The 26944-nt window shown below is 67.2% G+C and carries 29 protein-coding genes; 19 read left to right on the top strand and 10 right to left on the bottom strand.

Annotated elements, in window-relative coordinates; translation table 11 throughout:
• Positions 1-233: hypothetical protein (locus I6N91_RS17285; RefSeq protein WP_233091975.1), on the bottom strand; the 233-nt coding region annotated here is incomplete at its 3' end.
• A 33-nt stretch (positions 234-266) separates the two neighbouring features.
• Between I6N91_RS17285 and I6N91_RS16465 the strand changes: the two genes are divergently transcribed.
• The 4 genes from I6N91_RS16465 (at position 267) to I6N91_RS16450 (ending at position 5554) form a co-directional block, all read left to right on the top strand.
• A complete protein-coding gene (locus I6N91_RS16465) occupies positions 267-1343 on the top strand; it encodes an alpha/beta fold hydrolase (protein WP_198814355.1) in 1077 nt (358 codons plus the stop codon).
• Between the two features lie 587 nt (positions 1344-1930).
• The gene (locus tag I6N91_RS16460; protein ID WP_198814353.1) at positions 1931-2377 is read left to right on the top strand and encodes a VOC family protein; all 447 of its coding nucleotides are present in this window, start codon (positions 1931-1933) and stop codon (positions 2375-2377) included.
• Between the two features lie 706 nt (positions 2378-3083).
• Positions 3084-4085 carry a TerC family protein gene (locus tag I6N91_RS16455; RefSeq protein WP_198814351.1) on the top strand — a complete coding sequence of 334 codons (1002 nt, stop codon included), beginning with the start codon at positions 3084-3086 and terminating at the stop codon, positions 4083-4085.
• A gap of 146 nt (positions 4086-4231) precedes the next feature.
• Entirely contained in the window at positions 4232-5554 is a 1323-nt protein-coding gene (locus I6N91_RS16450) for a nuclear transport factor 2 family protein (RefSeq protein ID WP_198814349.1), read from the top strand.
• Positions 5555-5566: 12 nt separating this feature from the next.
• Here the strand turns inward: I6N91_RS16450 and I6N91_RS16445 are convergent, their stop codons facing one another.
• On the bottom strand, positions 5567-6127 hold the full coding sequence (locus I6N91_RS16445) for a TetR/AcrR family transcriptional regulator (protein WP_198814347.1): 561 nt from the start codon (positions 6125-6127) through the stop codon (positions 5567-5569).
• A 48-nt stretch (positions 6128-6175) separates the two neighbouring features.
• A complete protein-coding gene (locus I6N91_RS16440) occupies positions 6176-6517 on the bottom strand; it encodes a hypothetical protein (RefSeq protein WP_198814345.1) in 342 nt (113 codons plus the stop codon).
• 211 nt (positions 6518-6728) lie between these two features.
• On the opposite strand from I6N91_RS16440, the gene I6N91_RS16435 reads away from it, so the two are divergent.
• The 5 genes from I6N91_RS16435 (at position 6729) to I6N91_RS16415 (ending at position 11478) form a co-directional block, all read left to right on the top strand.
• Complete coding sequence (locus I6N91_RS16435) at positions 6729-7322, top strand: hypothetical protein (RefSeq protein ID WP_198814343.1); 594 nt, start codon at positions 6729-6731, stop codon at positions 7320-7322.
• A 309-nt stretch (positions 7323-7631) separates the two neighbouring features.
• Positions 7632-8585 (top strand): ABC transporter ATP-binding protein, encoded by a 954-nt coding sequence (locus I6N91_RS16430; protein ID WP_198814341.1) that lies wholly within the window; start codon positions 7632-7634, stop codon positions 8583-8585.
• Positions 8582-9469 carry an ABC transporter permease gene (locus I6N91_RS16425; protein ID WP_198814339.1) on the top strand — a complete coding sequence of 296 codons (888 nt, stop codon included), beginning with the start codon at positions 8582-8584 and terminating at the stop codon, positions 9467-9469. Before I6N91_RS16430 ends, I6N91_RS16425 begins: the two co-directional genes overlap by 4 nt.
• 34 nt (positions 9470-9503) lie before the next feature.
• Positions 9504-10829 carry a sensor histidine kinase gene (locus I6N91_RS16420; protein ID WP_198814337.1) on the top strand — a complete coding sequence of 442 codons (1326 nt, stop codon included), beginning with the start codon at positions 9504-9506 and terminating at the stop codon, positions 10827-10829.
• Entirely contained in the window at positions 10774-11478 is a 705-nt protein-coding gene (locus tag I6N91_RS16415) for a response regulator transcription factor (RefSeq protein WP_198814335.1), read from the top strand. The genes I6N91_RS16420 and I6N91_RS16415 overlap by 56 nt, the downstream gene beginning before the upstream one ends.
• 49 nt (positions 11479-11527) lie before the next feature.
• On the opposite strand, the gene cofE is transcribed toward I6N91_RS16415, so the two are convergent.
• From cofE to I6N91_RS16395, 4 genes are all read right to left on the bottom strand, one after another.
• Complete coding sequence (gene cofE / locus I6N91_RS16410; RefSeq protein WP_198814333.1) at positions 11528-12310, bottom strand: coenzyme F420-0:L-glutamate ligase; 783 nt, start codon at positions 12308-12310, stop codon at positions 11528-11530.
• Between the two features lie 2 nt (positions 12311-12312).
• Positions 12313-13317: a TIGR03557 family F420-dependent LLM class oxidoreductase gene (locus tag I6N91_RS16405; protein ID WP_198814331.1), complete on the bottom strand. Its 1005-nt coding sequence runs from the start codon at positions 13315-13317 to the stop codon at positions 12313-12315.
• Positions 13318-13370: 53 nt separating this feature from the next.
• Entirely contained in the window at positions 13371-14255 is an 885-nt protein-coding gene (locus I6N91_RS16400) for a TIGR03620 family F420-dependent LLM class oxidoreductase (protein ID WP_198814329.1), read from the bottom strand.
• 153 nt (positions 14256-14408) lie between these two features.
• A complete protein-coding gene (locus tag I6N91_RS16395; RefSeq protein WP_198814327.1) occupies positions 14409-15158 on the bottom strand; it encodes an SDR family NAD(P)-dependent oxidoreductase in 750 nt (249 codons plus the stop codon).
• Between the two features lie 322 nt (positions 15159-15480).
• Here I6N91_RS16395 and I6N91_RS16390 point away from each other — a divergent pair, with 322 nt between their 5' ends.
• Genes I6N91_RS16390 through cofC form a run of 4 tightly spaced genes read left to right on the top strand, consistent with a single transcriptional unit; the run spans position 15481 to position 18996 of the window.
• On the top strand, positions 15481-16479 hold the full coding sequence (locus tag I6N91_RS16390) for a putative F420-0 ABC transporter substrate-binding protein (RefSeq protein WP_198814325.1): 999 nt from the start codon (positions 15481-15483) through the stop codon (positions 16477-16479).
• Complete coding sequence (locus tag I6N91_RS16385; RefSeq protein ID WP_374058960.1) at positions 16476-17579, top strand: putative F420-0 ABC transporter permease subunit; 1104 nt, start codon at positions 16476-16478, stop codon at positions 17577-17579. The genes I6N91_RS16390 and I6N91_RS16385 overlap by 4 nt, the downstream gene beginning before the upstream one ends.
• Positions 17576-18388 (top strand): ABC transporter ATP-binding protein, encoded by an 813-nt coding sequence (locus I6N91_RS16380; protein WP_198814323.1) that lies wholly within the window; start codon positions 17576-17578, stop codon positions 18386-18388. Before I6N91_RS16385 ends, I6N91_RS16380 begins: the two co-directional genes overlap by 4 nt.
• The gene (gene cofC, locus I6N91_RS16375) at positions 18385-18996 is read left to right on the top strand and encodes a 2-phospho-L-lactate guanylyltransferase (RefSeq protein WP_198814321.1); all 612 of its coding nucleotides are present in this window, start codon (positions 18385-18387) and stop codon (positions 18994-18996) included. The genes I6N91_RS16380 and cofC overlap by 4 nt, the downstream gene beginning before the upstream one ends.
• On the opposite strand, the gene cofD is transcribed toward cofC, so the two are convergent.
• The gene (gene cofD, locus I6N91_RS16370; RefSeq protein WP_374058959.1) at positions 18993-20036 is read right to left on the bottom strand and encodes a 2-phospho-L-lactate transferase; all 1044 of its coding nucleotides are present in this window, start codon (positions 20034-20036) and stop codon (positions 18993-18995) included. The genes cofC and cofD overlap by 4 nt on opposite strands.
• A 163-nt stretch (positions 20037-20199) precedes the next feature.
• Between cofD and I6N91_RS16365 the strand changes: the two genes are divergently transcribed.
• Together I6N91_RS16365 and I6N91_RS16360 are read left to right on the top strand one after the other, a co-directional pair.
• Positions 20200-20949, top strand: coding sequence for an SDR family oxidoreductase (locus I6N91_RS16365; RefSeq protein WP_198814319.1), 750 nt, complete (start codon positions 20200-20202; stop codon positions 20947-20949).
• A gap of 218 nt (positions 20950-21167) precedes the next feature.
• Positions 21168-21758, top strand: coding sequence for a TetR/AcrR family transcriptional regulator (locus I6N91_RS16360; RefSeq protein ID WP_233091974.1), 591 nt, complete (start codon positions 21168-21170; stop codon positions 21756-21758).
• Positions 21759-21861: 103 nt separating this feature from the next.
• Here I6N91_RS16360 and I6N91_RS16355 read toward each other — a convergent pair whose 3' ends face one another.
• Positions 21862-22254 carry a nuclear transport factor 2 family protein gene (locus I6N91_RS16355; protein WP_198814314.1) on the bottom strand — a complete coding sequence of 131 codons (393 nt, stop codon included), beginning with the start codon at positions 22252-22254 and terminating at the stop codon, positions 21862-21864.
• 317 nt (positions 22255-22571) lie between these two features.
• A complete protein-coding gene (locus tag I6N91_RS16350; RefSeq protein ID WP_307843399.1) occupies positions 22572-23354 on the bottom strand; it encodes an SDR family NAD(P)-dependent oxidoreductase in 783 nt (260 codons plus the stop codon).
• On the opposite strand from I6N91_RS16350, the gene I6N91_RS17280 reads away from it, so the two are divergent.
• The 4 genes from I6N91_RS17280 to I6N91_RS16330 all read left to right on the top strand — a co-directional run bounded on the left by I6N91_RS17280 (position 23304) and on the right by I6N91_RS16330 (position 26686).
• Positions 23304-23948 carry a TetR/AcrR family transcriptional regulator gene (locus I6N91_RS17280; RefSeq protein WP_233091979.1) on the top strand — a complete coding sequence of 215 codons (645 nt, stop codon included), beginning with the start codon at positions 23304-23306 and terminating at the stop codon, positions 23946-23948. The genes I6N91_RS16350 and I6N91_RS17280 overlap by 51 nt on opposite strands.
• A 70-nt stretch (positions 23949-24018) precedes the next feature.
• A complete protein-coding gene (locus I6N91_RS16340) occupies positions 24019-24924 on the top strand; it encodes an alpha/beta fold hydrolase (RefSeq protein ID WP_198814308.1) in 906 nt (301 codons plus the stop codon).
• Positions 24925-25033: 109 nt separating this feature from the next.
• Positions 25034-25666 carry a pyridoxamine 5'-phosphate oxidase family protein gene (locus I6N91_RS16335; RefSeq protein WP_198814306.1) on the top strand — a complete coding sequence of 211 codons (633 nt, stop codon included), beginning with the start codon at positions 25034-25036 and terminating at the stop codon, positions 25664-25666.
• Positions 25667-25855: 189 nt separating this feature from the next.
• Entirely contained in the window at positions 25856-26686 is an 831-nt protein-coding gene (locus I6N91_RS16330) for an alpha/beta fold hydrolase (RefSeq protein WP_198814304.1), read from the top strand.
• Positions 26687-26944: the final 258 nt, after the last annotated feature.

Raw genomic sequence — 26944 nt, 5'->3', positions numbered from 1 at the left:
TCTCCTTCGCCATCTTCACTGACCCCGAGGGCAACGAGTTCATCCTCCAGGAAATCACCACCCGCTTCCCCGGCCGCATCTAACCGGCCTTGCCAGGGCCGGGGCGAGGACTTGTTCCGCCCCGGCACCGGCCGCTGCTGCGGACCCGGCTCCAGCATCTGGTATCCGGTCCGCGGCAGTTTTGCGCCGTTCCGCCGTGGCGGGCGCAAATCTTTAGTGACGGCGACCTCCAACTACCCTCGGCAAGTTTCATGAAAGGGACCTCCATGCCCAAACTTCCTTCTGATGCAGATTCGACGAACCCCAATACAGCGTCACCACGCTCCGCCGGACGCACGCGGCGCCGCTGGGTCGGTGCCGCCGCGGCGGCCGCCGCAGCGCTGGTGATCGGCACAGTCTCCGCAGGGGCCTCCGAGCCCAAGGCGGGACCGGAAAGCTGGGTGACCAAGGGCCAGGAGCTGCCCGCGGGCTTCAGCGACACCTTTGAGAGCCGCTTCGTGGAGGCCAACGGCATCCGTCAGCACGCGGTGATCGGCGGGGAAGGCCCGGCGGTGCTCCTGGTGCACGGCTGGCCGGAAGATTCCTACGCCTGGCGCTCGGTGCTCGAGCCGCTGGCCAAGGACCACACCGTGATCGCCGTGGACCAGCGCGGCATCGGCCTGACCGAGAAGCCCGCCGACGGCTACGACACCGCCACCCTGGCCGATGACCTGGCCGCCCTGATGACCGAACTCGGCCACGAGAAGTTCTCCGTGGTCGGCCACGACACCGGCTACTTCATCGGCTACGCCCTGGCCGCGGACCACCGCGACCGGGTCGAGCGTTTCGCCGGCGTCGAGGTGCCCGGCCCTCCCGGGATCACCAAGGGTAGCCCGCCGCTGTTCGCCGATGAGGCCACCAACAACCGGCTCTGGCACATCCCCTTCAACCGGGTCGACGACGAACTGATCGTGAACCTGGTCCGCAACAGCGCCGAGGACTTCTACCGCTACGAGTACCAGATCCAGGGCGGGGGCTACACCCCGCCCGAGCACGCGATCAAGTACTACGTCAAGCAGTACAACCGCGATAAGGACACACTGCGCGCCAGCTTTGAGCTCTACCGCGAGTGGGACACCCTGGTCGCCCAGAACGCCGAACGCGCCAAGACCCCGCTGACCATCCCCGTGATCGGCATCGGCGGGGAAAACAGTTGGGGCACTCTGGCCGCCGACGGCATCAAGGCCGCCGCCCCGCAGGTCCAGACCGCCGTCATCCCCGGCGCCGGCCACTGGCTCGCCGAGCAGGCCCCCGAGGAACTGGTCAACGTACTGCGCCCGTTCCTGGCCGCAGACACCCAGTAAGCTCCGTCTCGACAGCACGCCCTGCGAAGCCCATCGCCGTTCCGGTGGTGGGCTTCGCTGCGTCCGCGGCCAGTAGCGGGGCGCTACCGGTGCCCGGGCATCAGTGTGACCACGCCGGATGACCGTGGCCGCCTCGGCCAGCGGCGGTCGCCGACGGGGCTGGCGCCACGGGGCGGCCAGCACGGCGCTGGTAACACAAGGCGAGTGTGTGGTCGGGGTCCATGTGCAGTCGGTAGGATGCCACGCGTGCGGTGTAATCCGGCAGGGCATCTGGGTCGGGACCGTGGAAAGAGGCTGAGCCTCCACGGTGAGGTCGACCTGCGCGGCCTCGTCCCCGTACTGGTTTGCGTGGACGAGCATTTGCTCGGCCGCCTCCGGCAGCCCAATGCCGGCGGTGTGGGTACCTGCGCCCGCGACGTCCCGTTCCCGGCCGGAAGTCCGCGCCGGTGAAGCGGTGGCCCGGGAGTGTGCTTCTGCAGCCCGCCCGGCGTGTGTCCATACCCAGCCAATCCAGTTGAACTGTCAGAAGTTCGGGGCCGCTCCACCACTGTCCCTGGTGGGCCCGGGAATAGCTAAGGAATTGAATCATGGACTACAAGCTCGAACTCATCATTCTTCCCGTCGCCGACGTGGAGCGCGCCAAATCGTTCTACGACAAGCTCGACTGGCGGCTCGACGTCGACCTCAAGGGCGAGGGAGGCTTCCGCGCCGTGCACTACACCCCGACCGGATCCCATGCCTCCATCATCATCAGCAACGGCCTCACCGATGCCGCCCCCGGCTCGACCCGCGGCACCTACCTGATCGTCGAGGACGTCGAGGCGGCCCGCGCCGACATCGCCTCCCGCGGCATCGAGATCACCGAGGTCTTCCACGAGGCACAGGGCGGCATCCCGAGTGTCCGGACCGAGGGACGCACCCCGGGCCTGGCTCCGGAGCGCGCCAGCTACTTCTCCTTCGCCATCTTCACTGACCCCGAGGGCAACGAGTTCATCCTCCAGGAAATCACCACCCGCTTCCCTGGCCGCGTCTGACCCATCGCCGGCCATGCCGGACGGGCCGGGGGTGGCACCGCCACCAGGCCCGGTAAACCGAGGAAGCCTATCACCCTCCCGGTGGTGGGCTCCTTCGTTGCGGTCGGTCCCTGTCTCGTCCACGGGCACTGCCTGCCGAACTGGAACATCGGCGGCGCACCTGCCCCGGGGTCTTCCCAGAATGACGAACGGGACCCGTGCGATGTGCACGGGTCCCGTTTGAGGTGGACCAGCCGAGGCCGGTGTCTGGTCGGTGCCAGCAGCCCGCCGGCGCGGGGCTCAGCGGCGCGGTTCCGTGCCCCGCCCCACCCGCGTTGCGCGCACTGGCCGGACGGTCATGGCCCGGGCGCAGATCCCTGCAGGGATCATGGCCGCACTGGTAGGCGCTTTGTACTTCGTCTACCTGCTGTGGCGCTCGCGCGTGCACCGGACGGCCTAGATGAACCGGTAGCGATGGCCACAACGACGGTGGTCCCGACCGGTCAACGCACTTTGAAGTCAACTGGACCGGGGCAGTCCCGGTCCGTGCCGGTTAGGACGACGGGTTTGGTTGGGTTAGGGTTCTCCTATCAAGGGGAGTACTCCCGCCTGTGATCGGCCCGTCAATACGGATGCATTGAGGCATCTCGGGTCGTTTGGTCCGGTGCAGTCCGGGCGGAGGAGACCTTGGCGTATCTGTTCAACGCCTACCCTTGGGAGCATCCTTATGCAGATCACACCCCTGATCTGGCTCATCACGATCGCTGTGACGATCCTGTTCTTCGTCTACGAGTTCTTCGCCCACGTGCGTAAACCCCACGAGCCGTCCATCGCAGAATCGGCGCGCTGGTCGGCGTTCTACATCGGGCTGGCCCTACTGTTCGGGGTGGGGATCGGTTTGGTGTCGGGATGGACGTTCGGTGGTGAGTACTTCGCCGGATACCTCACCGAGAAGGCACTGTCGATCGACAACCTGTTCGTCTTCCTCATCGTGATGGCCGGATTCGCGGTACCGAAGAAGTACCAGCAGAAGGTGCTGATGATCGGGATCATCATCGCCCTCATCCTGCGCGGCGGGTTCATCGCCATCGGAGCGGCCCTGATCGAGAACTTCTCCTGGGTTTTTTACATCTTCGGCGCTCTGCTGCTCGTCCTGGCCTACCGGCAAGCGTTCAGCAATCACGAGTCCAATCCGGCTAACGGTAAGTTCATGACACTGATCCGCCGGGTCCTACCCGTCACTGATGAGTATCACCAGGACAAACTCACCGTGGTGCAAGGCGGGAAGCGTTTCGTCACGCCCATGATGTTGACCATCATTGCGATCGGCTTTGTGGACCTCATCTTCGCTGTCGATTCGATCCCCGCAATCTACGGACTGACCAACGAGGCCTACATCGTTTTCACCGCCAACGCGTTCGCGTTGATGGGTCTGCGTCAGCTGTTTTTCCTCATAGGAGGGCTGCTCGAACGCCTGGTCTACCTCGCCCAGGGTCTGGCCGTCATCCTGGGCTTCATCGGCGTGAAGCTCGTCTTCCACGCCCTGCACGTCAACGAGCTGCCCTTCATCAACGGTGGGGAACCGCTGCTCTGGGTACCCGAGATCCCCATCTGGTTCTCGCTGCTCTTCATCGCCGCCACTATCGTCGTAGCGACCGTCGCGAGTCTGCTCAAGACCCGCGGCGACGACGACAAAGACGACCACATACTGTCCTCGGCAAACAGATGATCACCGCCCACATTCGAGATTCATTGCTCAGTCGCTCACCCGTAGACTAGAGTGAGTAAGTACTCACTTACCTATTTTGTTCGCTTGGGCGTTTCTTAGGGACCCGCGGACAGAACGTGGTCCAGTGCAACGATGAGGAGATAGCAATGAGTAATCCTGTGGCGAATTCAGGCACGGTCCTTGTGACAGGTGCAACAGGTACGACGGGGAGTCGGGTGCTCAGGCTCCTTCTCGACGCCGGAGTAGCGGCTCGGGGCGCAACGCGGTCCCCTGGCAGCAACCCGGATCTCGTGAAGTTTGACTGGTCGGATCCGACGACGTACGCCGCTGCTAGCAAAGGGTGCAGTGCCCTCTATCTCGTTGCTCCTGTTGCCGAGCCTGCGGCGCTCGATTTGGTCAAAGCCTTCACTTCTGTCGCGAAGGCAAACGGCGTAAAGCGGGTCGTTGTCCTGAGTTCTTCCTCGCTTCCGACCGATGATGAGTCCATCCGGCATCCTCTGATCGAGATCGCGCGGTACGTCCGCTCCGAGTTCGAACAGGTCGCCATCCTGCGGCCCTCCTGGTTCATGTCCAACATGATCGGTTCCACACCGCTTGCACGCGCGATTCGTGACCGCGCCGTCGTTGTTTCCGCTACCGGCGAGGCGAAGGTGGCGTTCATCGATCCAAATGACATCGCTGAGGTCGCCGTGAAGATGCTGCAGGAGGACACGGAAGCGTTCCCCGCCGGTGATCATGTCCTGACAGGGCCCAGCACCCATAGCTTCCGTGAGATGGCCTCGCTCATCTCGCGCGAGGTAGGGCACCAGGTTTCTCATCTTGCCTTGGATATTGACGAGTTTGCATCGTTCCTGGTGGAAAGCGGTGTTCCTGCCATTCCTGCTCGTGAACTTGCCGCCTTGGACCGGGTTGTTGCCGCCGGCGCTGAGGATCGTGTCACAGGCACCGTCGAACGGATCCTCGGGCGCCCAGCTCATCGCCTCGAGCAGTACATCAGGTCACACACCGATGAATTGCAGGACCCAGGAGGGGCAGGTCCCGACCGGGAAGCGGCCCGCGATGCACTGTCAACGATGGCATGGTTCATTGACCGGGGGCAGTGGCAGGACCTCGAGGCTCTCTTCACACCAGAAGTCAGCCTCGATTACTCACGGGCCCGAGGCACGAGTTCGATTATCAGCCGAACCGAACTTGTACAGAACTGGCGGGAACGTCTCGACCCGTTGGAAGCGTCGCAGCATGTCCTCGGAGGCATTCGAGCCTCGGTGATTGGAGACGTTGCTCAGGTCTCGGCAAATGTACTGGCTTATCTCCTCGCCCGCCCGACCGAAGGGGGAACCGGCGAACTGACAAAAAACGGAGGTCAGTGGGAGGTCGAACTGGTGGTCCGGGAAGGCGGTTGGAAAATTCAAAGCATGACGGCATCTCTGAGCTGGGCCGAGGGACGACAGGATGTTCTCGAGGGATAACAGAGCCGCAGCTCACACGCCTGACCCTCGAAGACTGTCCGCCCAGGCACTCCCTTCTTCCGGGGTGGGATCCAACGCATTGACACTGTTGATGAGTTGACCGATCGCAAGATATTGCTGGATTTCTACGTCCGTCGCTCCAAGGCGCCGACGAAGAAAATCGACTTGGTCCGCATAGCATTCAGCCACGGCCTGACGAAGCGCCGGCACGGAAGATGCGGCGGTGGCATGAAGCAGGACCATCGCCGCATTTCGATCAATCCCCGTACGCACAGCCCGTTCTTGCAATACATCACCCGCCGAGAACGGGCGTCCGGACGCCTCGAAGCCTTCGAGGCTTTCCAGGATCGCTGCCCTTAGACGCAGCTTGACCTCCTCAAGGACGGCGACAAAAAGGGCCTCCTTGCCCGGCCAGATTTTATAGAGGTAACCCTCGGACAAACCAGCTGCTACAGCGATGGCGGCTGTCGTCGTGCCGTAATATCCACGAACACCGAATACCACAAGAGCTGCATCAATGATCTCGGCACGCCGTTCAGTGCTGGTGGACAATCGACGCGACTTGGCTTCCATTCTGGAAGGGTAGCAAGTGTGGGAGGCGCTCCTCCGAAATCATTCCTTCTACAGGAGCAGTTCGATACCGTGCGCCGTCGTTTGGGGGAACCCGAGGTTCGATCCTCCAAGGAAGGTGAGCGGCTGTGCGGTCACCGCCAGCCGGTTGCCGATCGTGGCCGTGGCCAGCAGCAGGGCCTGGACCGCATCGATGCCCAGTGCGTAGCCGTCGGATTCCTCCGCTCCCGGCCCCTCGATCCGGAAAGCGCAGTACCAGTCACCGGGGGCATCCGGCATCCGCTGGGGCGCACAGAGGCGCACGGTGACGCCGACGCCGTCGGCCGTCGTCAGGCACCGCGACGCGATGACGCGGATGGGGTCGAAGCCGTAAGGGGATCCCGTGTCAGTCATGACCCCAGTCCTATCAGGGTTCCGGCCGGAGGCCCCGCTTTGCCTCCGGCCGCTCCGAAAGATCAGCCGAAAGGGTGACGCCCCCGGGCCGGAATCTCCCTCCTACTGCTGACGCGCCGGCATGCCGTCCTCACCTACGCTTCAGGGGTCAATCGACCACCCCTCCCGCGCCGCAACCGGTGTCGGAGCAATCCTGAGGAAAGAAAGAACAATGGAAACGCTGCAACGTATCGAACGCTTCACCCTGGTGCAGAAGCTCACCGTGCTGGTGAACCGTTACGAAATCCGTGCCACGGACGACGCCGGCGCACCGGGCGCCCTGCTCGCCGTCGCCCAGCAGAAGCGGGCGGCCTTTCGGGAACAGGTGACCTTCTACGCGGACGAAGCGAGAACCACCGCTCTGTTCTCGTTTCGGGCACGGCAAAGCCTCGACGCCGGGGCCACCTACGACGTGCTCGACGTCGGCGGCAGGCCGATCGGCAGCTTCCGGAAAGACTTCGGCAAGTCCCTGCTGCGCTCCACCTGGCACCTCGACGCCGAAGGCGTGAAGGCCGTGGGCAGCGAACGCAGCGCCGGTGTGGCGGTGGCCAGACGGCTGTGGGACCTGACGCCGATTGCCGACTTCCTCCCGTCCCCGTTCCTGTTCCACTTCGACTTCCTCGACACGGCCGGGCAGCCCGTCCTGACCTCGGAACGCCGCCGGTCACTGGGCGACAGCTACCTGGTCACCGTGCCCGGAGGGCAGGTTGATGGACGGGTTGCCGCCGCCATGGCCGTCGCCCTCGACGCACTGCAGGCCCGGTAGGTCCCCGCCGCTGGGAACGCCCCTGCCGCGGCGCCAGCCGGGTAAGGGCGCGTTGCGGCCCGCGGGAATAATGTAGGTGGTCGGCAACTTAAAAAGGGGTAGAAGGATCTTGTCCTCGGATCACCCCAAGCAAGGAGCTCCACCCGGCCGTCAAGGGCACGGCATCCGGCGTCATTCGAAAGACGTACGACGGCGAGCCCAGGGGTCATCCCCGGGGCCGGTTACCGGCCACCGGCCCCGGCCTAGGTTGGAAGGAAGCCTGCAGAAGCAGGCTTCAAGAACGCATTTCACTATTCGAAGGACGCAGTCATGATCGAGGCACAGGCACTCTCAAAGCGGTACGGCACCAAGACCGCCGTCGACGCCGTGTCATTCACCGTGCAGCCCGGCAAGGTGACGGGATTCCTTGGCCCGAACGGTGCGGGCAAGTCCACCACCATGCGCATGATCGTGGGGCTCGACAACCCGAGCGGGGGCCGGGCCACCGTGAACGGGCTGCCCTACGCCAGGCACAAGGCGCCCCTGCGCGAGCTGGGAGCCCTGCTGGACGCCAAGGCGGTCCATCCCAAGCGCTCCGCCTACACCCACCTGCGCGCCCTGGCCGCGACCCACGCCATCCCGGACAGCCGGGTCAGGGAGGTCATCGAACTGGCAGGTCTCGGTCCCGTCGCCAAGAAGCGCGTGGGCGGATTCTCGCTCGGGATGGGTCAGCGCCTGGGGATCGCCTCTGCCCTCCTCGGCGATCCGCAGACCGTCATCCTCGACGAGCCGGTCAACGGGCTGGACCCCGAGGGCGTCCAGTGGGTGCGCCGCCTTGCCAAGTCCCTCGCCGCCGAGGGGCGCACCGTCTTCCTCTCCTCGCACCTCATGTCGGAGATGGCACTCACGGCCGATCACCTCATCGTGATCGGGCGCGGACGCATCATCGCCGACGCCCCGATCCAGTCGATCATCGACGGTCAGGGTGTGGCCCGGGTCCGGGTCCGCGCGGACCGGCCCCAGGACCTCCTCGGCAGCCTCGCCGCCGACGGCGTCTCCTCGCAGATCCTGGAGCCCGAGCTGCTCGAGATCACCGGTGTGGAACCCCGCCGTATCGCGGAAGTCGCAGTACGCAACGGCGTCCTTATCTACGAACTGACACCGATCCAGGTGTCCCTCGAGGACGCCTACATGCAGCTCACCTCTCAAGAAGTCGAATACCAGTCGCACAGCCTGCCCTCCAGCGGTCTCCTTGCGGCTTCAACCGAAGGACACCGAGCATGACCACGCCAGTCACCACCGCACCCACCCCCGCCCTGCCGGGTCCGCGCCCGCATCCGCGGCATGAATCAGCATCCGGCGTCTCCTTTGGCCGCGTCCTGAAGTCCGAGTGGATCAAGATCACCAGCGTGCCCTCGACGGTCATCCTGATCCTCATCACCACCGTCGTCATGATCGGCCTGGCCGCCCTGCTCGCCTGGCAGACCACCCTGTCGCTCAACGTCGAGGGCGATCCGGAGATGGCCGCGCAGATGCAGGGGCCGTCCGACGCCGCATCCGCCGCACTCGGCATCCCCGGGTCAGGCCTCGCCTTTGGGCAGCTTCTGATGGCCTCGCTCGCAGTGGTGCTAGTCGCATCCGAGTGGGGAACCGGAATGATCCGCTCGACGATGGTCGTGGTTCCCCGCCGCAGCCTCGCCCTGCTGGCGAAGCAGTCCGTCATGGCGGGCATTTCCTTCGTCGTGGGAGCGGGGTCGGCCCTTATCGGCTACTTCGTTGCGCAGCCCATCCTGAACAGCGCGGATCTGGGCTTCGCCCTCAGTGAGGACGGTGCGCTCCTGCACATCGTGAACACCGGGCTGGTGCTTGCCCTCGTCTCCATCTTCGCCATGTCCATCGGCACCCTGATCCGCAACACCGCCGGCGGGGTTGTCACCTCCATCGGCGTCCTGCTCGTCCTGCCGATCCTCTTCACCGTCTTCGGCATGGGAACTGAGTGGGTTGCCGACGCCGGACGGTTCCTGCCCAGCGCGGGCGGGGATCAGATGGTCGCGACCACCATCGCCGAGGGCGCGTTCACCCAGTGGCAGGGTGCGCTGATACTTGGCGGTTGGTCGCTCCTGCTCCTGGCCGCATCGCTGCTCGTCACCAAGAAGCGGGACGTCTGATCGCGCGCTTACACTCGCCCCATGGAACAAAACCATGAGTGACACACCCTCGGTGAGGGGGCCCGCGGAAGGAACGGACGCGGGCTCCCTCACCGAGCTCAATGCCCGCAGGCGCGGACCGCTCCGGCGGTTCTTCCGCCGGCACCCGCGCGCGATGGACGCCGTCGTCGTCCTGGCCTACCTGGTGATCGCCCTCCCCGACGCCATCGTCCTGGCGGCGTCGTCCGGTAACTGGCTGGGCCTGACGGGCGTCATCCTGGCCGCCGGGGCGCTCGCGGTCCGCCGGGACCGTCCGCTGACCGTCCTCACCGTGGTGGCGCTGCTCGATCCACCGGTGACCCTCCTCGCCGGGGGGGCCGTCAGCATCAGCGCCGCCGTCCTGGCCGCCCTGTACACGGTGGCCGCGGCCTATCCGTTGGGGAAAACCCTCGCCGCAGCGGCCAGTGCGACCATCCTGACGGTAGGAGCCATCTTCCTCGGGCCCAGCGAGAGGTTCGAGGAGGCGCCGGGCATCATCTTCCTGCTTATCGGGTTCCTCGTCATGTTGTCGGCCGTCGCGGTCGGGATCGGGGTCACCGTCCGGCGCGACCGCGAGCATGAGCAGGAGGTGCGCCGGTGGGCCGCCCGCAACGCGGAACTGGCCTCGGCGGAGGAGCGGAACCGCATCGCCCGGGAGATGCACGACGTGATCGCGCACTCCCTGACGGTCATGGTGGCGCTCGCCGACGGCGCCGCCGTCGTCATGAAGCGCGACCCCGACCGGGCGCTGGCCGTCCTCGGTGAGCTCTCCAGCACGGGCCGTGCCGCAACCGCCGACATGCGCCGGGTCCTGGGTGTCCTCCGCCTTGAGGCACAGGCCGGTTCCCTTGAGCCGCTCCCGGCGTCGGGCTCGCTGACGCAGCTGTTCGACGGCTTCCGTGCGGCGGGCCTGCCGCTGCGCGTGACGAGCAGTGGGCCGGGGCTGCCCGAGGATCCGGCGTTCCAGCTCACCGTGTACCGGATCATCCAGGAGTCACTGACAAATGTCCTGCGTTACGGCAAGAGCGTCACGGCTGTGGATGTCTCCATCGCGCGGGCCGGGGACCGGGTGGCCCTGCGGATCTCCGACGACGGGCGGGGCGCCATGGACCCCGCGGTGTCCCTCGGCTCCAGCCGGGGCGTCGCCGGCATGCGGGAGCGGGCCGCAATTTATTCGGGCACCGCCGAAAGCGGCGCGAGGCCCTCGGGCGGCTGGGTCGTTGAGGCACAGCTGATCGTTCCCGACACCGGCGACGGTGCGGGACACCAAGAGAGGAAAGGGAACAATGACGACGAACCCCACCACGCAGGGCGGACCCGTTCGGGTCCTGCTCGCCGATGACCAGCCGCTGCTGCGGATGGGTTTCCGGCTGATCCTCGAGGGCGAGCCGGATCTCGAGGTGGTGGGGGAGGCCGGCACGGGGGAGGAGGCGGTCCGCCTTGCGAGCAGGCTGGTTCCCGATGTCATCCTGATGGATGTGCGGATGCCGCTGGGGGATGGGATCGAGGCCACGCGGCGGATCACCGCCTCCGGGGTGGCATCGCGCATCATCATCCTGACCACCTTCGACCTCGATGAGTATGCGTTCGCCGGGCTGCAGGCCGGCGCGTCGGCCTTCCTGCTCAAGGATGTGGCGCCGTCGGACCTCGTCTCGGCGGTGCGCGTGGTGGCCAGCGGTGATGCGGTCGTCGCGCCGCGGGTCACCCAGCGGCTGCTGGAAACCTATGTGAGGTCACTGGCACCGGCGCAGGCGGCTCCAGCGGCGCCGGATAAGCGGCTGGCCGACCTGACCCCGCGGGAGCGCGAGGTCCTTGAGGCGGTGGCGGAGGGTTTGTCGAACGCGGAGCTGGCGAAACGGTTCTTCCTCTCGGAGGCGACGGTGAAGACCCACGTGCGGCGCATCCTGATGAAGCTGGGCCTGCGGGACCGGGTGCAGGCGGTGGTGTATGCGTACGAAAACGGCATCGTGGTGCCCGGGCCGGCCCACTGAACGGTTACCGCCCCTGAACTCCACCAGGCCGCGCCGGCGCGGCGGACGCTCAGTCCCCGGCGGGACGGGCCGCCAGCCCGGCGGCGTATCCGGCCGCATAGGCCTCCTCGGAGCCCTGCCTGAACATGTCCTCCGCCGCCGGCCGCACCAAACTCGCTGCGCCGGGGGTGGAGTTCAGGTCGGCGTCGTCGACGACGAAGCGCGAAAGTCCGCGGACGACGGCGACGGGGGCCCCTTCGGCCTTTCCCTTGACCAGGTCCGCGGCGGCGGCTATCTCATCGCCGACCGCCGGAACCGACACCTTGAGCAGGTGGCCTGCGCGGTCGCGGGTCCCCCGGAGGTCCTCGAGCACCTGCACCCCTGCCGCCCCGATGGCCGCATCCGTCTGGCCCTGCCGCCAGGGCCGGCCGAGCGTATCGGACATGATGATGCCGAGCCGCAGCCCGGTGGCCTTCCTGAGGCTGCGGCACAGCCGCCGGGCCGAGGCATCCGGGTCGAGGGGCAGCAGCAGGACGGTGCCAGCCGCCGTATTGCTCGTATCGACTCCCGCTGCCGCCGCGATGATCCCGTTGCGGTTTTCCACAATGCGCGTCACACCGCCGGGGTGGGTCCTGGTGGCAACGACCCTCACGGTTTCTTGGGTGATTGCCTCCTCCCGGTCCTCGGCCCGCACCAGGCGGCCCTCGGCTTTCGAGAAGATCTTCGACGACACCACGAGGATGTCGCCGTTCCGCAGCGTCCCGGCCGAGACCTCCCGGATTACTTCCCCCAGATCCGTACCCTCGGTGATCTCCCCGATTCCTTGGAGCGCGAAGGCCTGTAGCTGATCCATGCCTACCACCTCAGGGCCGGAAGGACGCTGCTGGAGAACTCGTCGATCCACTCCCGCTGGTTGCGGCCGACGTTGTGGAGATAAATGGTGTCGAAGCCGAGGTCAACGAACCGCTGAATCTGTGCACGGTGGACGTCGGGATCCGCCGAGATCACCATGCGCCCCTCAAAGTCTTCGGGCCGCACCAGTTTGGCCATCTGCTCAAGTTCGAAGGGCGAGCGGATGTCGCCCTTGGGGAACTTCATACCGCCGTTGGGCCACTCCGTCATCGCGTTGGCCAGGGCGGCCTCGTCGGTGTCGGCCCAACTGAGGTGGAGCTGGAGGACCTTTTTCAGTGTGGCCGGGTCCTTGCCCGCCTCGGCCGCCCCCGCATGGAACCGCTCGAACAGCGACTCGATTTTCCCAAGCGGCGCCCCGACGGTGATCAGCCCGTCAGCGTGTTTGCCTGCCCGCTTCGCGGTCACGGGGCCGGCCGTCGCGACGTGGATTTCCGGGGGAACCTCGGGCATGGTCCACAGCCGGGTCGATTCCATCTTGTAGTACTGGCCGTTATGGCGGACATCCCTGCCGGCCAGGGACGCGGTGAACAGTTTCGTGATGATGTCGATCGCCTCGAACATGCGGTTGATGCGCTCGGGGACCTCCGGCCAGTACCCGCCCACGATGTGCTCGTTGAGGGCCTCGCCCGAGCCCAGCCCGAGCCAGTGCCTGCCCGGATACATGGCGGCAAGGGTAGCCGACGCCTGCGCCACCATCGCCGGGTGCCATCGGAACGTGGGCGTGGTGACGCCCGGCCCGAAGCCGCCGCGGGTGCGTTCACCCACGGCGGCCAGGACGTTCCACACGAACGAGGACTGCCCCTGGGCCGGCACCCAGGGCTGGAAATGATCGGCCGCCATCACCCCGTTGAAGCCTCTTTCCTCGGCGTAGGCCGCCAGCGCGACCGCCTCGGTCGGGTGGAACTGTTCGAGCATGGCGGCGTACCCGATGTTCGACGAGGTGGTCATGGCAGTTTCTCTTTCACGGTAGGGGGGAGGGGTGCCGGGAGGGCGCGCCTGTACTAGCGGCGTGCCAGGGGGGCGAGTTCGCGCCACTCGGCGAGCGGGAGCCCCGGCTGCCCATTCATCACGTGCAGGGCCACATGGTCGGCACCTGCTGCGTGGTGTTCGGCGATGCGGTCCGCGATCCGGTCCACACTGCCCCAGGCGACGGTCGCATCGATCAGCCGGTCGCTTCCGCCCGGGATGAGATCGGCATCGGTGAAGCCGAGGCGGCGCAGGTTGGCCTGGTAGGCCGGGAACCCGATGAACATGCCCACACCGCGGCGGGCGATGGCGCGTGCGCGAGCGGGGTCTTCCTCGAGAACGACGCCGAGGTGCGGCGCGATCAACGAATCCCCGCCCAGGATGTCCCGGTAGCCCGCATTCGATTCGGCGGTGACCAGGAAGGGGTGGATACCTGCGGTGCGCCGGCCCGCGAGGTCGACCATGCGGGGGCCGAGGGCTCCGAGCAGGCGCTGGGAGCGCGGAAGGGCCGGCGCCGCGCCGTCGAGCATGTCGAGGTACTTGTTCATCTCATTGATCGGAGTGGTGAAGTCCTTGCCAACGGCGGCGGCCGAGTGGGGGTTGCTGACCCCGAATCCGCTCATCAGCCGGGGCCCGAACTTCCAGGTCAGGCGTTCGTGCTCGGCCGGGGCGGCGTCGGCGTCCGCCCCCCAGATGCTCATGACACCGAAGGCGACGGCCGCTTCGCTGCCGGCGTCGAGCATCCGCTCCGCTGCGTTCCACATTCCCGGGCCTCCCGCACCGACAAGCCAGATGGCACCCCAACCCTGGGAGTGGAGTTCGGCTGCCACCTCGGTTGCCACTGCTGGTTCGATGCCGCTGAGTTCAATGCTCCACATGCCAACCCGGCCGAGTGCTACGGGGGCGTTCTGATTATTCATGGGGTCTCCATCGTCCGGATCTGGGCTGGGCGCGCTGCCTGCCAGGTGTTTCGTTCGTCGGTGTAAGCGCGGAGGGGTGTCCTCCGTGGTGCCGCCGGCGCACCCCACGGCCGCGGTTTCCGGAACGCCGTGGGGTGTGCTGGTCGGCAGGGGTCAGGCGGTCCAGCCGCCGTCGTTGGAGATGGTGGCCCCAGTGAGGTAGTTGGCTGCGTCGCTGGCGATCCACGCGACGAGGGCCCCGACGTCGGCGGGGGTGCCGAAGCGCTTCAGGGCAGTCATGCCGGCCATGATGTGGGCGGACTCGCCGTCGGCGGGGTTGCCGTCGGTGTCGATAGGGCCGGGCTGCAGGAGGTTGGCGGTGATGCCGCGGGCCCCGAGGTCGCGGGCCAGGCCCTTGGTGAAGCCGACGAGGGCGGCCTTGCTCATGCCGTAGATCGCACCGCCGACGAAGGGGATGCTGATGGCGTTGATGCTGCCGATGGTGATGATCCGGCCGCCGTCGGGAAGGTGCTTGAGGGCCTCCTGGGTGGTGTAGACGGTGCCACGGATATTGAGGTCGATGGAGGCCTCGATGTGCTCGTCGGGGGTTTCGGTGAAGGGCTCGAACCAGCCGCCGCCGGCATTGTTGACGAGGATGTCCAGGGAGCCCAGGGCGTCCACGGCGTCCCGGACCCCCTGGCGGGCGGCGTCGGGGTCGGCGTTGTTGGCGCGCACTGCAACGGCCTTGCCGCCGACAGCCGCGATCTCGGCCACCAGGGCGTCGGCGGCGTCAGCGGAGGACCAGTAGGTCAGGGCGACGGTGGCGCCCTGGGCGGCCAGGGAGCGGGCGATGCCGGCTCCGATGCCGCGGGAGCCGCCGGTGACGAGGGCGGTCTTGCCGGAAAGGCTTGTGTTTTCAGACATTGGGTTCCTCAGGGGGAGTGGCCGGGGCCATGATTTTGTATCGTACGGTACGTATAACCAGCGGCGGATGAGGATATTCCCATTTTTGGACAGTTCGTTCTAAAAAACCAAAACCAGCGGTGGTGGACGCAATATGGCGCGCCCCGCCGGGCCGTGACCCTGGTCATATTATGTTCCATACGGTACGTATATCGAGCTCTCGGTGCTATTCTTGGAGCACCTCCATCGGCGCGTCTGCCGGTCGGGTGGCCTCGATCTGGGCCACGGGTGGGCCAACTCCAGCGCTTCAACCGAAGCGTTCCCTGCGCCCCCTGGACGGATAATGTTTTCCACCACCCGATACCTCGCGACTGCCGGTGCCCTGATCCTCCTTGCCGCCGGCTGCGCCGGCCCCTCCCAGACGTCGTCCCCGGTGGAACCCCCGGGCGGCACGGCCGCCGCAGGATATCCGGCGACCATCGACAACTGCGGCACCCAGGTCACCTTCGAGGCGGCGCCCGAGCGCGTCGTCACCATCAAGTCGACCGCCACCGAGATGCTGCTCAGCCTCGGCCTCGGAAGCACGATCGTCGGCAGCGCCTTCGCCGACGGGCCGCTGCCCGACGCGCATGCTGACGCCCGGATTCCCGTGCTCTCCGAGCAGCTTCCGGGGACCGAGGCCACGCTGGCCCTGGAACCGGACCTCGTCTACGGGGGGTGGGAGTCAAACTTCTCCGCCGAGGGAGCCGGGGACCGCGCGTCCCTTGAGGCACTCGGGGTTCGGACGTACGTCTCGCCGGCAGCGTGCAAGGCGGAGGGCTACAAGCCCGATCCACTGACCTTCGACTCCATCTTCGACGACATCACGGAGATGGGCCGTATCTTCGGCGTGGAGGCCCGGGCCGACCTGGTCGTCTCGCAGGAGGCGGACAAGCTGGCAGCAATCACTCCGGATGGGTCCGGCCTGTCCGCCCTGTGGTACAGCTCGGGGGAGAAGACGCCGTACGTGGGAGCAGGCACGGGCGCACCCCAGCTGCTGATGGAGACCGTGGGCCTGCGGAACGTCGCCGCGGACATCGACGACAGCTGGAGTGCCATGTCCTGGGAGGCCGTGGCCGCGGCCGATCCTGATGTGATCGTCCTCGTTGACGCGGCCTGGAACACCGCCCAGCAGAAGGTCGACCACCTCACCGCCAACCCGGCCACGGCTAAGCTCCGCGCCGTCCGGGAATCCCGCTACCTCACGGTTCCCTTCGCGGGCGGCGAAGCGGGCGTGCGAAGCGTGGACACGGCACGGTCCCTCGAGGATCAGCTGCGTCTGCTCGACCCGCTCGATCCGTGAGCCTGCAGCACCGCGCCCGCCCCGGCGACGGCGCCCCGCCCACCGGCTTCCCGTCGGCGGCAGTGCGCAGGGCGGGGGCACGCCCGGCCGCCCTGGTGCCGCTGGCACTCGGAGGTGTGCTCGCCGTCTCCGTGGTGCTTGCGCTGACCATCGGGCCGGCCGACATCTCACTCCTCCAGGTGGCACGCTCGGCCGCCGACCGTGTCGCCGGCACCTCTCCGGCAGGTGCTGACGCGGCGGCCCTGTCATCGGTGCAGCAGGCCATCCTCTGGGAGCTGAGGCTGCCGCGGCTGCTGACGGCCGCCTTCGTCGGGGCCGGGCTCGCCCTCAGCGGCGCCGTGATGCAGGCCCTCACACGGAACCCGCTTGCTGATCCCTACCTCCTGGGACTGAGTTCGGGGGCTTCCCTGGGTGCCGTTTCGGTCCTGCTGCTCGGTGCCGCCGTCGTGCTTCCCGTCGCGGCGTTCGCCGGGGCGATGGCCGCGCTGGTGCTCACCCTGTCCCTGGCCGCCGCGGCCGGGTCGATCAACCCCTCCCGCACCGTCCTCGCCGGCCTCGCCGTCTCCTCCGCCGCCTCGGCCCTGACATCCTTCATCATCTTCTTCTCCTCCAAGGGAGATTCCTACCGGGAGGTCCTGAACTGGCTCCTCGGCTCACTGGCAGGCAGCACCTGGACCTCCGTGACGATCAGCGCGGCCGCGTTCCTGCTCGCCGGGATCCCGATTCTGCTATCGGGAGGACTGCTCGATGGATTCTCCTTCGGGGACAACGCCGCAGGGGCCCTCGGGCTCAATGTCCCGGTGCTGCGCTGGGTGCTGCTCGCCGGAACGGCGGTGCTGACCGGGGCGATGGTCTCGGTCAGCGGCTCCATTGGCTTCGTGGGGCTGATTCTTCCCCATGCCGTCCGGCTGCTGACCGGTGCGCGGCACCGGGTCCTGCTGCCGGCCGTGGCGCTGGCCGGCGCGGTGTTCCTGGTCTGGGCCGACACCCTCGCCCGCACGGTATTCGAGCCGCGGGAGATCCCGGTGGGAATCGTTACCGCGCTGATCGGCGCACCGGTGTTCGCCGTGCTGCTATGGCGGCGGAAGGCACAGTCATGAGCGCGGCAGGGTCAATCGCCGCCGCCGGGGAACTGCGGGCGCACGGCCTCAGTTACAGCGCTGGCCAGCGCGTGATCCTCTCAGGGATCGAATGCGCCCTTCCTGGCTCCGCCGTCACGGGCCTCCTCGGGCCCAACGGGGCCGGCAAGTCTTCCCTCCTCCGCCTGATTGCGGCGGTCCTGAAACCGACGTCCGGGCAGGTCAGCCTCGCCGGGACGGACCTGCGGAGTATGAAGCGGAAGGTGCGGGCGCAGCACCTTGCCTTCGTCGACCAGCAGGTCGACGTCGACGTCCCCCTGAGCGTGGCCGACGCCGTCCTGCTCGGACGCCTGCCCTACCGCCCCGCGTACGCCCCGGAAACCACCCGGGACGAGCTCATTGTGCAGCGCAGCCTGGCCCAGGTGGGCCTTGAGGGATTTGGCGCACGGCGGCTCGACAGCCTCTCGGGCGGGGAGCGCCAGCGGGTGCACATCGCCCGTGCGCTGGCCCAGGAGACCGGGGTGCTGCTGCTGGACGAACCCACGAACCACCTCGACCTCAGCGCCCAGGCCGGGGTGCTCGACCTGCTCCGGGGGCTCGCGCTCGGCGGGTCCACCGTCGTTGCGGCGCTGCATGACATCAACCTCACCGCAGCCTACTGCGACCACGTCATTGTCCTGGCGGGAGGACGGGTGGTCGCCAGCGGGGAAACCGCCAGCACACTCACCCCCGGGCTGATCCGCTCCGTGTACGGAGTGCCCGCAGTGAGGCTCGACAACCCCCTGACGGGGCGTCCGGTGTTCGCCTTCGGCGGGAGGGATCAGCGGTGACCTGGAACCTGGTCATCCCGGTGAAAGGGCTCCATCTTGCCAAGTCGCGCCTGCGGCGGCAGCTCGACGGCGTCGAGGACCTCGCCCTGGCCTTCGCCCTCGACACCCTTGCGGCCGCCCAGGAGAGCCGCGCCGTCCGAAGGGTCATCCTGGTCAGCAACGACGCCCGGATGCGGGCCACCGCCCCGCACGGGGTGCTGATCGTCGATGACCCCGGCCGGGGCCTGAATCCCGCGGTTGCGGCGGGCCTCCGCCGGGCGGGGCCGGGTCCGGCGGCGGTGGCGACCGCGGACCTGCCCGGGGTTCGAGCCGCCGACCTCGACCGGGTCCTCGCCGCCGCCGGGCGGTCAGGGCGGGCGATGGTCACGGACCACTCCGGCAGGGGAACCACTCTGCTGGCCGGCCGGGCGCCGGATGTCGACCCGAAGTTCGGGCCGGGCTCCCGTCAACGGCACGAAGGGAGCGGCCACACGGTGCTTGACGTCCCCCCGTCCTCCCCGCTGCGCTGGGATGTCGACGAGCTCCCCGATCTCACCTTCCTGATGCGGCGCGGGGTCGGGGCCCACACGGCGCGGGCCGTCGCCGCCCGGGGACTGCCGGCCGCCTAGGCCGACCGCGTCCCGGCGGCGAGGTTCAGCGCCTCGGCCACGATGGCCGCCGATGACTCATCGGAGGTCATCCACAGCGGGACCGCCCGTCCCTCCATCCCGGCCGCGCGCAGCGGTCCCAGTGCCCCGGCGTCGGCGGAGTCGACGAGCCAGCCGTCGAGGAGCCCGCCGGCCGGGCGGGATCCATAGTGCAGGCCGACGGCGGCGGCAGACACCTCCACGCCAATGGTCCGCAGACACAGCTCGGCCATGCCCCGCACCGCGGCGCCGCCGATGATCGGCGACACCCCGACGACCGGGGCCGCGGTGTCACGCAGCGCCTGGCCCATGCCGGGCAGCGTGAGGATGGTCCCGATGGACACCACGGGATTCGACGGGGCGAACAGCACGACGTCGGCCGAGGCGACCGCCTCGAGGGCGGCCGGGGCGGCGGCCGCGGACTCGAGACCCTGTTGGACGAACCGGCGGGTCGGGATATTGCCCCGGTGGCGCACCCACCACTCCTCGAAGTGGATGAACCGGGTGCTCCCATCCTCGTTGGCCACCTCGACGTTCGTCTCCACCTCGTCATCGGTGGCCGGCAGCAGCCGCACTCCAAGGTTCCAGCGCGCCGCCAGGCGTTGAGTGGCTTCGGTGAGGGAAAGCCCTTCACGCAGCAGGGCGGTGCGGGCGATGTGGGTCCCCAGGTCGAGGTCCCCCAGGGTGAACCAGGGCCAGCCCACCCCGTACGCGGTCAATTCGGCGCTGACCCGTTCCGACTCGCCGGCCCGGCCCCAGCCGCGCTCGGTGTCGTTCGCTCCGCCGAGGGAATACATCAGGGAGTCGAGGTCGGGACAGACCCGCAGTCCCGTGAGCCAGAGGTCGTCCCCGGTGTTGGCGATGACAGTGATGTCCAGGTCCATCACCTCGGCAAGGGTCCGGGCCCCACGGACGAACCGCGCACCACCGACACCGCCCGCGAGGATCGTCAGTTTTGTCATTGCCTGCCCTTCGGTCGCCTCGGCGCTCGCCTCGATGGACTCAATGGTAGGGGAGGCCATGGCGCGGAACGTCCGCGCCGTCGGCACGATGCGGGCCACCCGGAGCGCCGATCGGGGCCGTTCAAACTATTTCTGTTCCCCGTGGAATAAAAATCGGACGGCCCTAGTTCTGATCCATGTAGTCAAAAACTTTAGGGCCTGGGCCCGGATCGGAATCAGACACATGTCACAGGAATTTGCAGGCAAAGTAGTACTCGTCACCGGCGGAAGCCGCGGCATCGGCGGGGCGACCGCGCGGGCCTTTGCGGCGGCCGGGGCGGACGTTGCCATTAGCTACGCCGGAAACACCGAATCAGCCGAGAAGACCGTCGCTGAGCTCCAGGCCCACGGTGTGCGCGCCGCGGCCTTCCAAGCCGACCAGGCCGACCAGGCCCAGGCTGTTGCGCTCATCGAGCGGGTTGTCGGGCACTTCGGCAAGCTGGACATCCTCGTCAACAACGCCGGCATCACCGTGTGGGCCCCGGTGGCCAGCGAGTTCGAGGACTTCGACGCCATTGAACGCCAGCACCGGATCAACTACACCAACATCGTCGCGGCCATCCGCGCCGCCATCCCGCACCTGCCCGAGGGCGGGCGCATCATCAGCATCGGCTCGGGCGTCGGCACGCGCGTCGGCTCGCCGGGACTGGCTGACTATGCCGGAGCCAAGTCCGCCCTGGCCGGCTTCAGCCGGGGTGCCTCCCGCGACCTCGCAGCCCGGGGGATCAACATCAACGTCCTGCAGGCCGGCTACACCGACACCGAAATGAACCCGGAAAGCGGCGACATGGCCGAGGTGTTCAACTCCTACACGGCGCTGGGCCGCTTCGCACGCCCCGAGGAGATCGCCGCGGGCGTGCTTTTCCTTGCCAGCCCGGGGGCGTCCTACGTCACCGGCACCGTCCTGAATATCGACGGTGGCTACGGAGCGTAGTTCCTACTGCGGAACGGGCCGTCACGCCACCGGCGTGGCGGCCCGTTTTGATTGGGCCGGAACTTCCTCACCGCGACGGGGTGCCTGCGGGACGTCTTCGGGACCGGCCGGCGCCGCAGAGGGAAATTTCCCGCGCTGCAGTTATGTTCCCCAGAGTATAGATGAGCTGCTCTGCGGAAGAGCATGGTGATGGGCGGCAGCGGAGGGGAGTGGGCGTCATGGCGGTTCGAGGCAGGCCCCGGGAGTTCGATGTAGACCGGGCATTGGAGCGCGCCGTCGACGTGTTCTGGCGCCAGGGGTACGAGGGGACCACCCTCGACGACCTCACGACGGCGATGAGCATCAGCAGGCCGAGCCTGTATGCCGCCTTTGGAAACAAGGAGCACACGTTCCGGCTGGCCGTCGGCCGGTACGCCCAGGTGGAGATGGCCTACGTTGACGAGGCTCTGGCGAAGCCGTCCGCCCGGGAGGTCGCGGCCCACTACCTGCGCAAGAACGTTGAAGCCATCACCCTGCCGGGGCGGCCGCCGGGGTGCCTTTCGATCCAGGGCGGACTCTCGGGCCATCCCCAGGACCAGCGGATCGTGGACTTCCTGGCCTCCAGCCGCAGAGCGGGGGAGCAACGCTTCGTCGAGCGCTTCCAGGAGGCCATCGACGCCGGTGACCTGTCCGCCGCCGAAGACCCGACCGAACTCGCGCGGTATCTGGCTTCCGTTACGGCGGGCCTCGCCGTTCAGGCCGCCGGCGGCGCAGGCCGCGCCGAACTCATGAAGGTCGCGGAGCGCGCCCTGTCCGCCTTCCCCGGCTAAGTGCCGGGGAAGATGGCCGACCTGTAGTGCGTGGCATTCCCAGCCGCCGCGCACGGGGCGCGGTCGGGCGGCAGGCCCACGCCGCCGGCGAGGGGATCAAGGATTAGGAGCCGGCCTGCTGCCGGGCGACATATTCACGGAAGCCCGCGACCTTGCCACCCCGGATGGTGAGGATGACGCAGTGGCGTGCGTGGTAGGGAGCGCCGCCGATCTCGCCGCGGCTGATGTCCTCAAAGAACACTGTGTCCCCTGCGACGGTGGTCGCGGTGCGGGTGATCTCGGTCAGGCGGTGCTCGCCGCCGAAAAAGCGCAGCTGCTGTTCGAGGAACTGCCGTCCTTCGACGCCGGCGTAGCTTCCCGCTCCGGGTTCGGTGGGCCAGGCGACGGGCAGTTCGTCCTCGACGTAGGCGAAGAAGGCGTCCCAGTCGCCGTTGGTGAATCCGGAGCAGAGCCGCTCGTAAATGGTCTCGGCGATGGCAGTGATGTCGTTGCTCATGGGAAATCCTTTTGGGGGGGAAGGGTGGGTGGCGGCCCCTGGGACCCGGATCCTGCGCCGTTCACCGGCTGTGGGGATCACTTCGACAGGGCCGGCCTGGAGGGTCTCGCCAGCTGCTGCTGGATGCAGACCGGAAAGAGTTCTTGTCTTAATTGTCCATTAATGGGGAGCGCAGGGGAAATCACCGGCGCCTGCAGTGATCAACTGCACTCCACCGGTGGGGGTCGACCAGGAGTCGAACCGCCGCAGAGCGGAGGAGGAACTCCCCGCCAGGGAGTTCCTCCTGCTGATCCTGACTTCTCTTTCCTGTCCTGCGGTTATGCGGTGCCCTCGCGGCGGGCCGCGATTATTTCGACGCCGAGGTCCCAAAGGCGTGCTGCGGCCTCGGGATCCAGCGCATGGGGGTGGACCCCGCTCTGCGAGCCGGGCTCGGTCGTCTGTTCTGCTTCGTTGTTGTCTTCGAAGTAGAGTCCGCCGATTCCCTCGAGCAGGGGCGAAGCCGCCAGCAGGACCGACGTCGATGATCCCTGCTCCAGGGTCTTCCAAGGGTAGGCGTCGAAGATGGCACGGGTTTCGGGGTTGTTCTCCTGGTGGCGCTGCAGGCCGGTGCGGATGCCGCCGGGCATCAGGGAGTTGGCGGTGATGCCGTCTTTCGCCCATCGCCGGGTGGCCTCCACAGCCAGGAGTACGTTGGCCGTCTTGGATTGTCCGTAGGCGAGCCATTCGTTGTACTCGCGGTTTTCGAAGTGGATGTCGTCGAAGACCACCGGGGATACCAGTTGGGCGCTTGAACTCACCGAGACAATCCGCGCGTTGCCTGCGGCGGCCAGGGCGCCGTGCAGACCCAGGGTCAACGCGAAGTGGCCCAGGTAGTTTGTGGCGAACTGCAGTTCCCAGCCCTCGGGGGTCAGGTGGCGCTGCGGGAGGGCCATGATCCCGGCATTGTTGACCAGAATGTGCAGGGGACCTTCCCATGCTGCGGTGAAGGCATCGATCGAGCCCTGATCGGTGAGCTCCAGTGAAGCGACGTGAACCGCCGTGTTGCCGGTTTGCGCGGTGATCTCGGCTGCGGTGCGCCTGCCCGCCTCCAGGTTCCGCACGGCCAGGGTGACCTCCGCTCCGGCGGCGGCCAGGGCGCGGGAGGTTCCACGCTGGAGGCAACCCTCGACGCGATCGCCCGGGAAGCAGGCGTCGGGATCGGCACCCTCTACCGGCACTTTCCGACCCGGGAATCCCTCATCGAAGCGGCCTACCGCAACGAACTGACAAGCGTCTGCAGCGCCGTGCCGGAGCTGCTTCAGCGGTTGGAGCCCCGGGCCGCCCTGCGCGCCTGGATGGACCTTTTCATGGATTACATGACAACGAAGATCGGCATGGCCGACGCCCTGCATGAGGTCATCGCCTCGGGCGGAACCCCTCATGCCGAGAGCCGGGACCTGCTGAATGCGGCAATTCAGGAGCTGCTCGATGCCGCGGTGGAACAGGAGGGTGCGCGCAGCGACGTCCCCGCCGATGCCATCCTGATCAGCCTGGCCGGCATTGCGCTGGCCGCCGGAGAGTCAGCGCAGCGGGCCCAGGCGGGCCGGCTGATGGACCTGCTGTGGACGCCCGCTACACCCGGGAAGGCTGACACCTGCCGATGCCGGCGAAAACGCGCGGGTGTCACAAAACTTCGGCGGGCGCCACATCGTTGACTGCCACCGGCGTTCCTGCCAGCGTTTGACTTCCACGTGGTCTCACGATGCCAAGGAAGGATCATTCGAGATGACTACTACGGAGGGCGCTGGCGCCTTCACAACCTCCGGCACCCTCACCCATACGCACACCACACAGGTCGACGGGCATACGGTGTTTTACCGGGAGGCCGGAGACCCTTCGAAACCCACCATCCTGCTGCTTCACGGCTTTCCCACCTCCTCGCACATGTTCCGTCGGCTCATGAGGGACCTGGCGGGGAACTTCCATCTGGTGGCCCCTGACATGATCGGGTTCGGTTTTTCCGATGCGCCGCAGGTCCAGGGCTTTGAGTACTCCTTCAAGCACCTGACCGAGATCACCGTGAAGTTCATCGACCAGTTGAAGCTCGATAAGTTCGCCGTGTACATCATGGATTACGGCGCCCCCATCGGGTTGAGCATCGCCAGCACGCAGCCGGAGCGGGTCAGCGCCCTGCTGGTGCAGTCGGGCAACGCCTATCTGGAGGGATTCACCCCGTTCTGGGACATCCTGTTCGCCCACGCCAAGGACCGGCCCGCCAACGAGGCCGGCGTGCGAAAGTACTTCCTGCCCGAGCGAACCAAGTGGCAGTACACCTTCGGGGTGCCGGAGGACCGGCTGAACCGGCTCTCGCCGGAGACCTGGACCCTGGATCAGACCCTGATGGAGCGCCCGGGCAACACCGAGATCCAGCTGCAGCTCTTCTGGGACTACCAGTTCAACCTCGATCTCTATCCGGGATTCCAGGAGTACTTCCGCACCCACCTCCCGCCCACGCTGATCACCTGGGGAAAGAATGACCCGATCTTCGGCGCCGAGGGGGCCAAGGCTTATCTGCGAGACCTGCCCGACGCGGAGCTACACCTGCTCGACGGAGGCCACTTCGCCCTGGAGACCCACGGCGACGAAATCGCCGACCTCATCCGCGACTTCCTCACCCGGAAAGTAAGGTAGGAAGCCCGGCCGGGCATGCGGCTGATGGGGTCAAGCTGACGGCTTCCCGGTTCCGCCGGGGCAGGCTTCTCCTGCCCCGGCCACGCCCCACTCCTCGTGAAGGACCGCAATGAGCAAACACTACGCAGACATCGCCTTCACCTCCTCGGTGCGGAAGGTGCAGGAACACCACGGAACCGCCGGCTACTTCCCGGCCCCGGACGCCGGCGCTCTCGCGGACTCCGCTGCCGACCCGCTGGGGCTGCGCGAGCAGACCTACCTCGAGGAGCGGGACGGGATGTACCTCGCCAGCATGGGGGAGACCGGGTGGCCCTACGTGCAGTTCCGCGGCGGCCCGCCGGGCTTCCTCAAGGTCCTGGACAAGCACACCATCGGCTGGGCGGATTTCGAGGGCAACCTGCAATACGTGAGCACAGGCAACATCAGCGCGATGGAGAGGGTTTCGATCATCGCCGTCGACTATGCGAGCCAAACCCGCCTCAAGCTCTTTGGCCGCGCGCGGATCGTCACTCCTGAAGACGGCCCGGACATCCTCAAGGCCCTGACAGTGGAGGGCTACCAGGGGGCCGTCGAGCGCGCCGTCATCGTTGAGGTCGAGGCCTATGACTGGAACTGCCCCCGGCACATCACCCCCCGGTATACGCTGGCCGAACTCGAGGAAATTATCGACCCGGTCCGCCAGCGCGTCGGCAGGCTCGAAGCCGAAAACGCAGCCCTGAGGGCGAGGCTCGCCAAGGTCTAGGATCCACCGGCCAGGGGCCCGGTACCGGGTCTACAGTCAAAAATCGCTCGTTCACCGCGGGCCGTCACATTCGGGCCATTTAACGCATACCGTTCGGCCGCTGGCGCGTCTGCGCGACTATTGCTCTACCGGGCGCCGGTACCTGATGCGGAGCCCGGATCCCCCACAGCAGAGTCGGAAGGCGTAGCGATGAGCTTTGTAACCACCAAAGACGGCACCGAAATCTTCTATAAGGACTGGGGGACCGGCCGGCCCGTAGTGATGGCCCACGGCTGGCCCCTGAACTCCGACAGCTGGGAATCCCAGCAGTTCTTCCTGGCCGGCAACGGTTACCGCGCCATCGCGCACGACCGGCGTGGGCATGGGAAGTCCACCCAGACGTGGGACGGCAATGAGATGGACACCTACGCCGACGACCTCGCCGCGCTCATGGATGCCCTCGACCTGACAAACGTTACTCTCATGGGTTTCTCCACCGGAGGCGGGGAGATTACCCGCTATATCGGCCGGCACGGCACCTCCCGGCTGGCCCAGGCGGTCCTGATTTCGGCCGTCCCGCCCCTCATGCTGAAGACCGACGACAATCCCGGCGGCGTGCCGATTGACGTCTTCGACGGCCTGCGGGAGAGTTCCCTGGCCGACCGGGCCCAGCTGTACCGGGACCTCGCTTCGGGGCCGTTCTTTGGCAACAACAAGAACCCCGGGGCGGCCAGTGAGGGGGTGCAGATGTCCTTCGTCACCCAGAGCCTCGCCTCGGGGCACCGCAACGCCTTTGAGAGCATCGCCGCGTTCTCCGCGACCGATTTCCGGGAGGACCTGAAGAAATTCGATGTGCCGACCCTGGTCATCCACGGCACGGAGGACCAGATTGTGCCCTTTGAGGTCGGAGGCAAGGCTTCATCGGCGCTGATTGATGGAGCCGAGTTCAAGGCATACGAGGGGGCACCGCACGGTCTGGCGGACACGCACAAGGAGCGCCTGAACAACGACCTGCTCGAATTCCTCAAAACGGTCAGCTAATGGGCGCAGCCGTCGCCGGGCATCCGGCTGCGGCTACGCCCACGGAGATCAGGGCGGGTACCACGGGGTGGCACCCGCCCTGGTCTCCGGCGCTGATTTCCGCTGGGTCAGGGGTGGAACCGGCAGTTCCCCCTCGCTCCGGAGCATACGGACGTAACGGCCCTCCTTCAGCGCAGTTGCCGCGGTGCGGTTACCAGCTTTGTGGGAGGGGGCGGCCTTCTTCGTAGCCGGCGGCGGATTGGATGCCGACCAGGGCGC

This window comes from Arthrobacter sp. MSA 4-2, assembly GCF_016405885.1.
Lineage (GTDB): Bacteria > Actinomycetota > Actinomycetes > Actinomycetales > Micrococcaceae > Arthrobacter_D.
Note: the sequence above shows the minus strand (reverse complement) of the source record. Positions and strands in the feature narration are given on the sequence as shown.

What these genes read in the sequence shown, in the direction of transcription:
- I6N91_RS16465 (WP_198814355.1), top strand. Translation starts at nt 267, where the DNA reads ATGCCCAAACTTCCTTCTGATGCAGATTCGACGAACCCCAATACAGCG.
- I6N91_RS16460 (WP_198814353.1), top strand. Translation starts at nt 1,931, where the DNA reads ATGGACTACAAGCTCGAACTCATCATTCTTCCCGTCGCCGACGTGGAG.
- I6N91_RS16455 (WP_198814351.1), top strand. Translation starts at nt 3,084, where the DNA reads ATGCAGATCACACCCCTGATCTGGCTCATCACGATCGCTGTGACGATC.
- I6N91_RS16450 (WP_198814349.1), top strand. Translation starts at nt 4,232, where the DNA reads ATGAGTAATCCTGTGGCGAATTCAGGCACGGTCCTTGTGACAGGTGCA.
- I6N91_RS16445 (WP_198814347.1), bottom strand. Translation starts at nt 6,127, where the DNA reads ATGGAAGCCAAGTCGCGTCGATTGTCCACCAGCACTGAACGGCGTGCC.
- I6N91_RS16440 (WP_198814345.1), bottom strand. Translation starts at nt 6,517, where the DNA reads ATGACTGACACGGGATCCCCTTACGGCTTCGACCCCATCCGCGTCATC.
- I6N91_RS16435 (WP_198814343.1), top strand. Translation starts at nt 6,729, where the DNA reads ATGGAAACGCTGCAACGTATCGAACGCTTCACCCTGGTGCAGAAGCTC.
- I6N91_RS16430 (WP_198814341.1), top strand. Translation starts at nt 7,632, where the DNA reads ATGATCGAGGCACAGGCACTCTCAAAGCGGTACGGCACCAAGACCGCC.
- I6N91_RS16425 (WP_198814339.1), top strand. Translation starts at nt 8,582, where the DNA reads ATGACCACGCCAGTCACCACCGCACCCACCCCCGCCCTGCCGGGTCCG.
- I6N91_RS16420 (WP_198814337.1), top strand. Translation starts at nt 9,504, where the DNA reads ATGAGTGACACACCCTCGGTGAGGGGGCCCGCGGAAGGAACGGACGCG.
- I6N91_RS16415 (WP_198814335.1), top strand. Translation starts at nt 10,774, where the DNA reads ATGACGACGAACCCCACCACGCAGGGCGGACCCGTTCGGGTCCTGCTC.
- cofE (WP_198814333.1), bottom strand. Translation starts at nt 12,310, where the DNA reads ATGGATCAGCTACAGGCCTTCGCGCTCCAAGGAATCGGGGAGATCACC.
- I6N91_RS16405 (WP_198814331.1), bottom strand. Translation starts at nt 13,317, where the DNA reads ATGACCACCTCGTCGAACATCGGGTACGCCGCCATGCTCGAACAGTTC.
- I6N91_RS16400 (WP_198814329.1), bottom strand. Translation starts at nt 14,255, where the DNA reads ATGAATAATCAGAACGCCCCCGTAGCACTCGGCCGGGTTGGCATGTGG.
- I6N91_RS16395 (WP_198814327.1), bottom strand. Translation starts at nt 15,158, where the DNA reads ATGTCTGAAAACACAAGCCTTTCCGGCAAGACCGCCCTCGTCACCGGC.
- I6N91_RS16390 (WP_198814325.1), top strand. Translation starts at nt 15,481, where the DNA reads ATGTTTTCCACCACCCGATACCTCGCGACTGCCGGTGCCCTGATCCTC.
- I6N91_RS16380 (WP_198814323.1), top strand. Translation starts at nt 17,576, where the DNA reads ATGAGCGCGGCAGGGTCAATCGCCGCCGCCGGGGAACTGCGGGCGCAC.
- cofD (WP_374058959.1), bottom strand. Translation starts at nt 20,036, where the DNA reads ATGGCCTCCCCTACCATTGAGTCCATCGAGGCGAGCGCCGAGGCGACC.
- I6N91_RS16365 (WP_198814319.1), top strand. Translation starts at nt 20,200, where the DNA reads ATGTCACAGGAATTTGCAGGCAAAGTAGTACTCGTCACCGGCGGAAGC.
- I6N91_RS16360 (WP_233091974.1), top strand. Translation starts at nt 21,168, where the DNA reads ATGGCGGTTCGAGGCAGGCCCCGGGAGTTCGATGTAGACCGGGCATTG.
- I6N91_RS16355 (WP_198814314.1), bottom strand. Translation starts at nt 22,254, where the DNA reads ATGAGCAACGACATCACTGCCATCGCCGAGACCATTTACGAGCGGCTC.
- I6N91_RS16340 (WP_198814308.1), top strand. Translation starts at nt 24,019, where the DNA reads ATGACTACTACGGAGGGCGCTGGCGCCTTCACAACCTCCGGCACCCTC.
- I6N91_RS16335 (WP_198814306.1), top strand. Translation starts at nt 25,034, where the DNA reads ATGAGCAAACACTACGCAGACATCGCCTTCACCTCCTCGGTGCGGAAG.
- I6N91_RS16330 (WP_198814304.1), top strand. Translation starts at nt 25,856, where the DNA reads ATGAGCTTTGTAACCACCAAAGACGGCACCGAAATCTTCTATAAGGAC.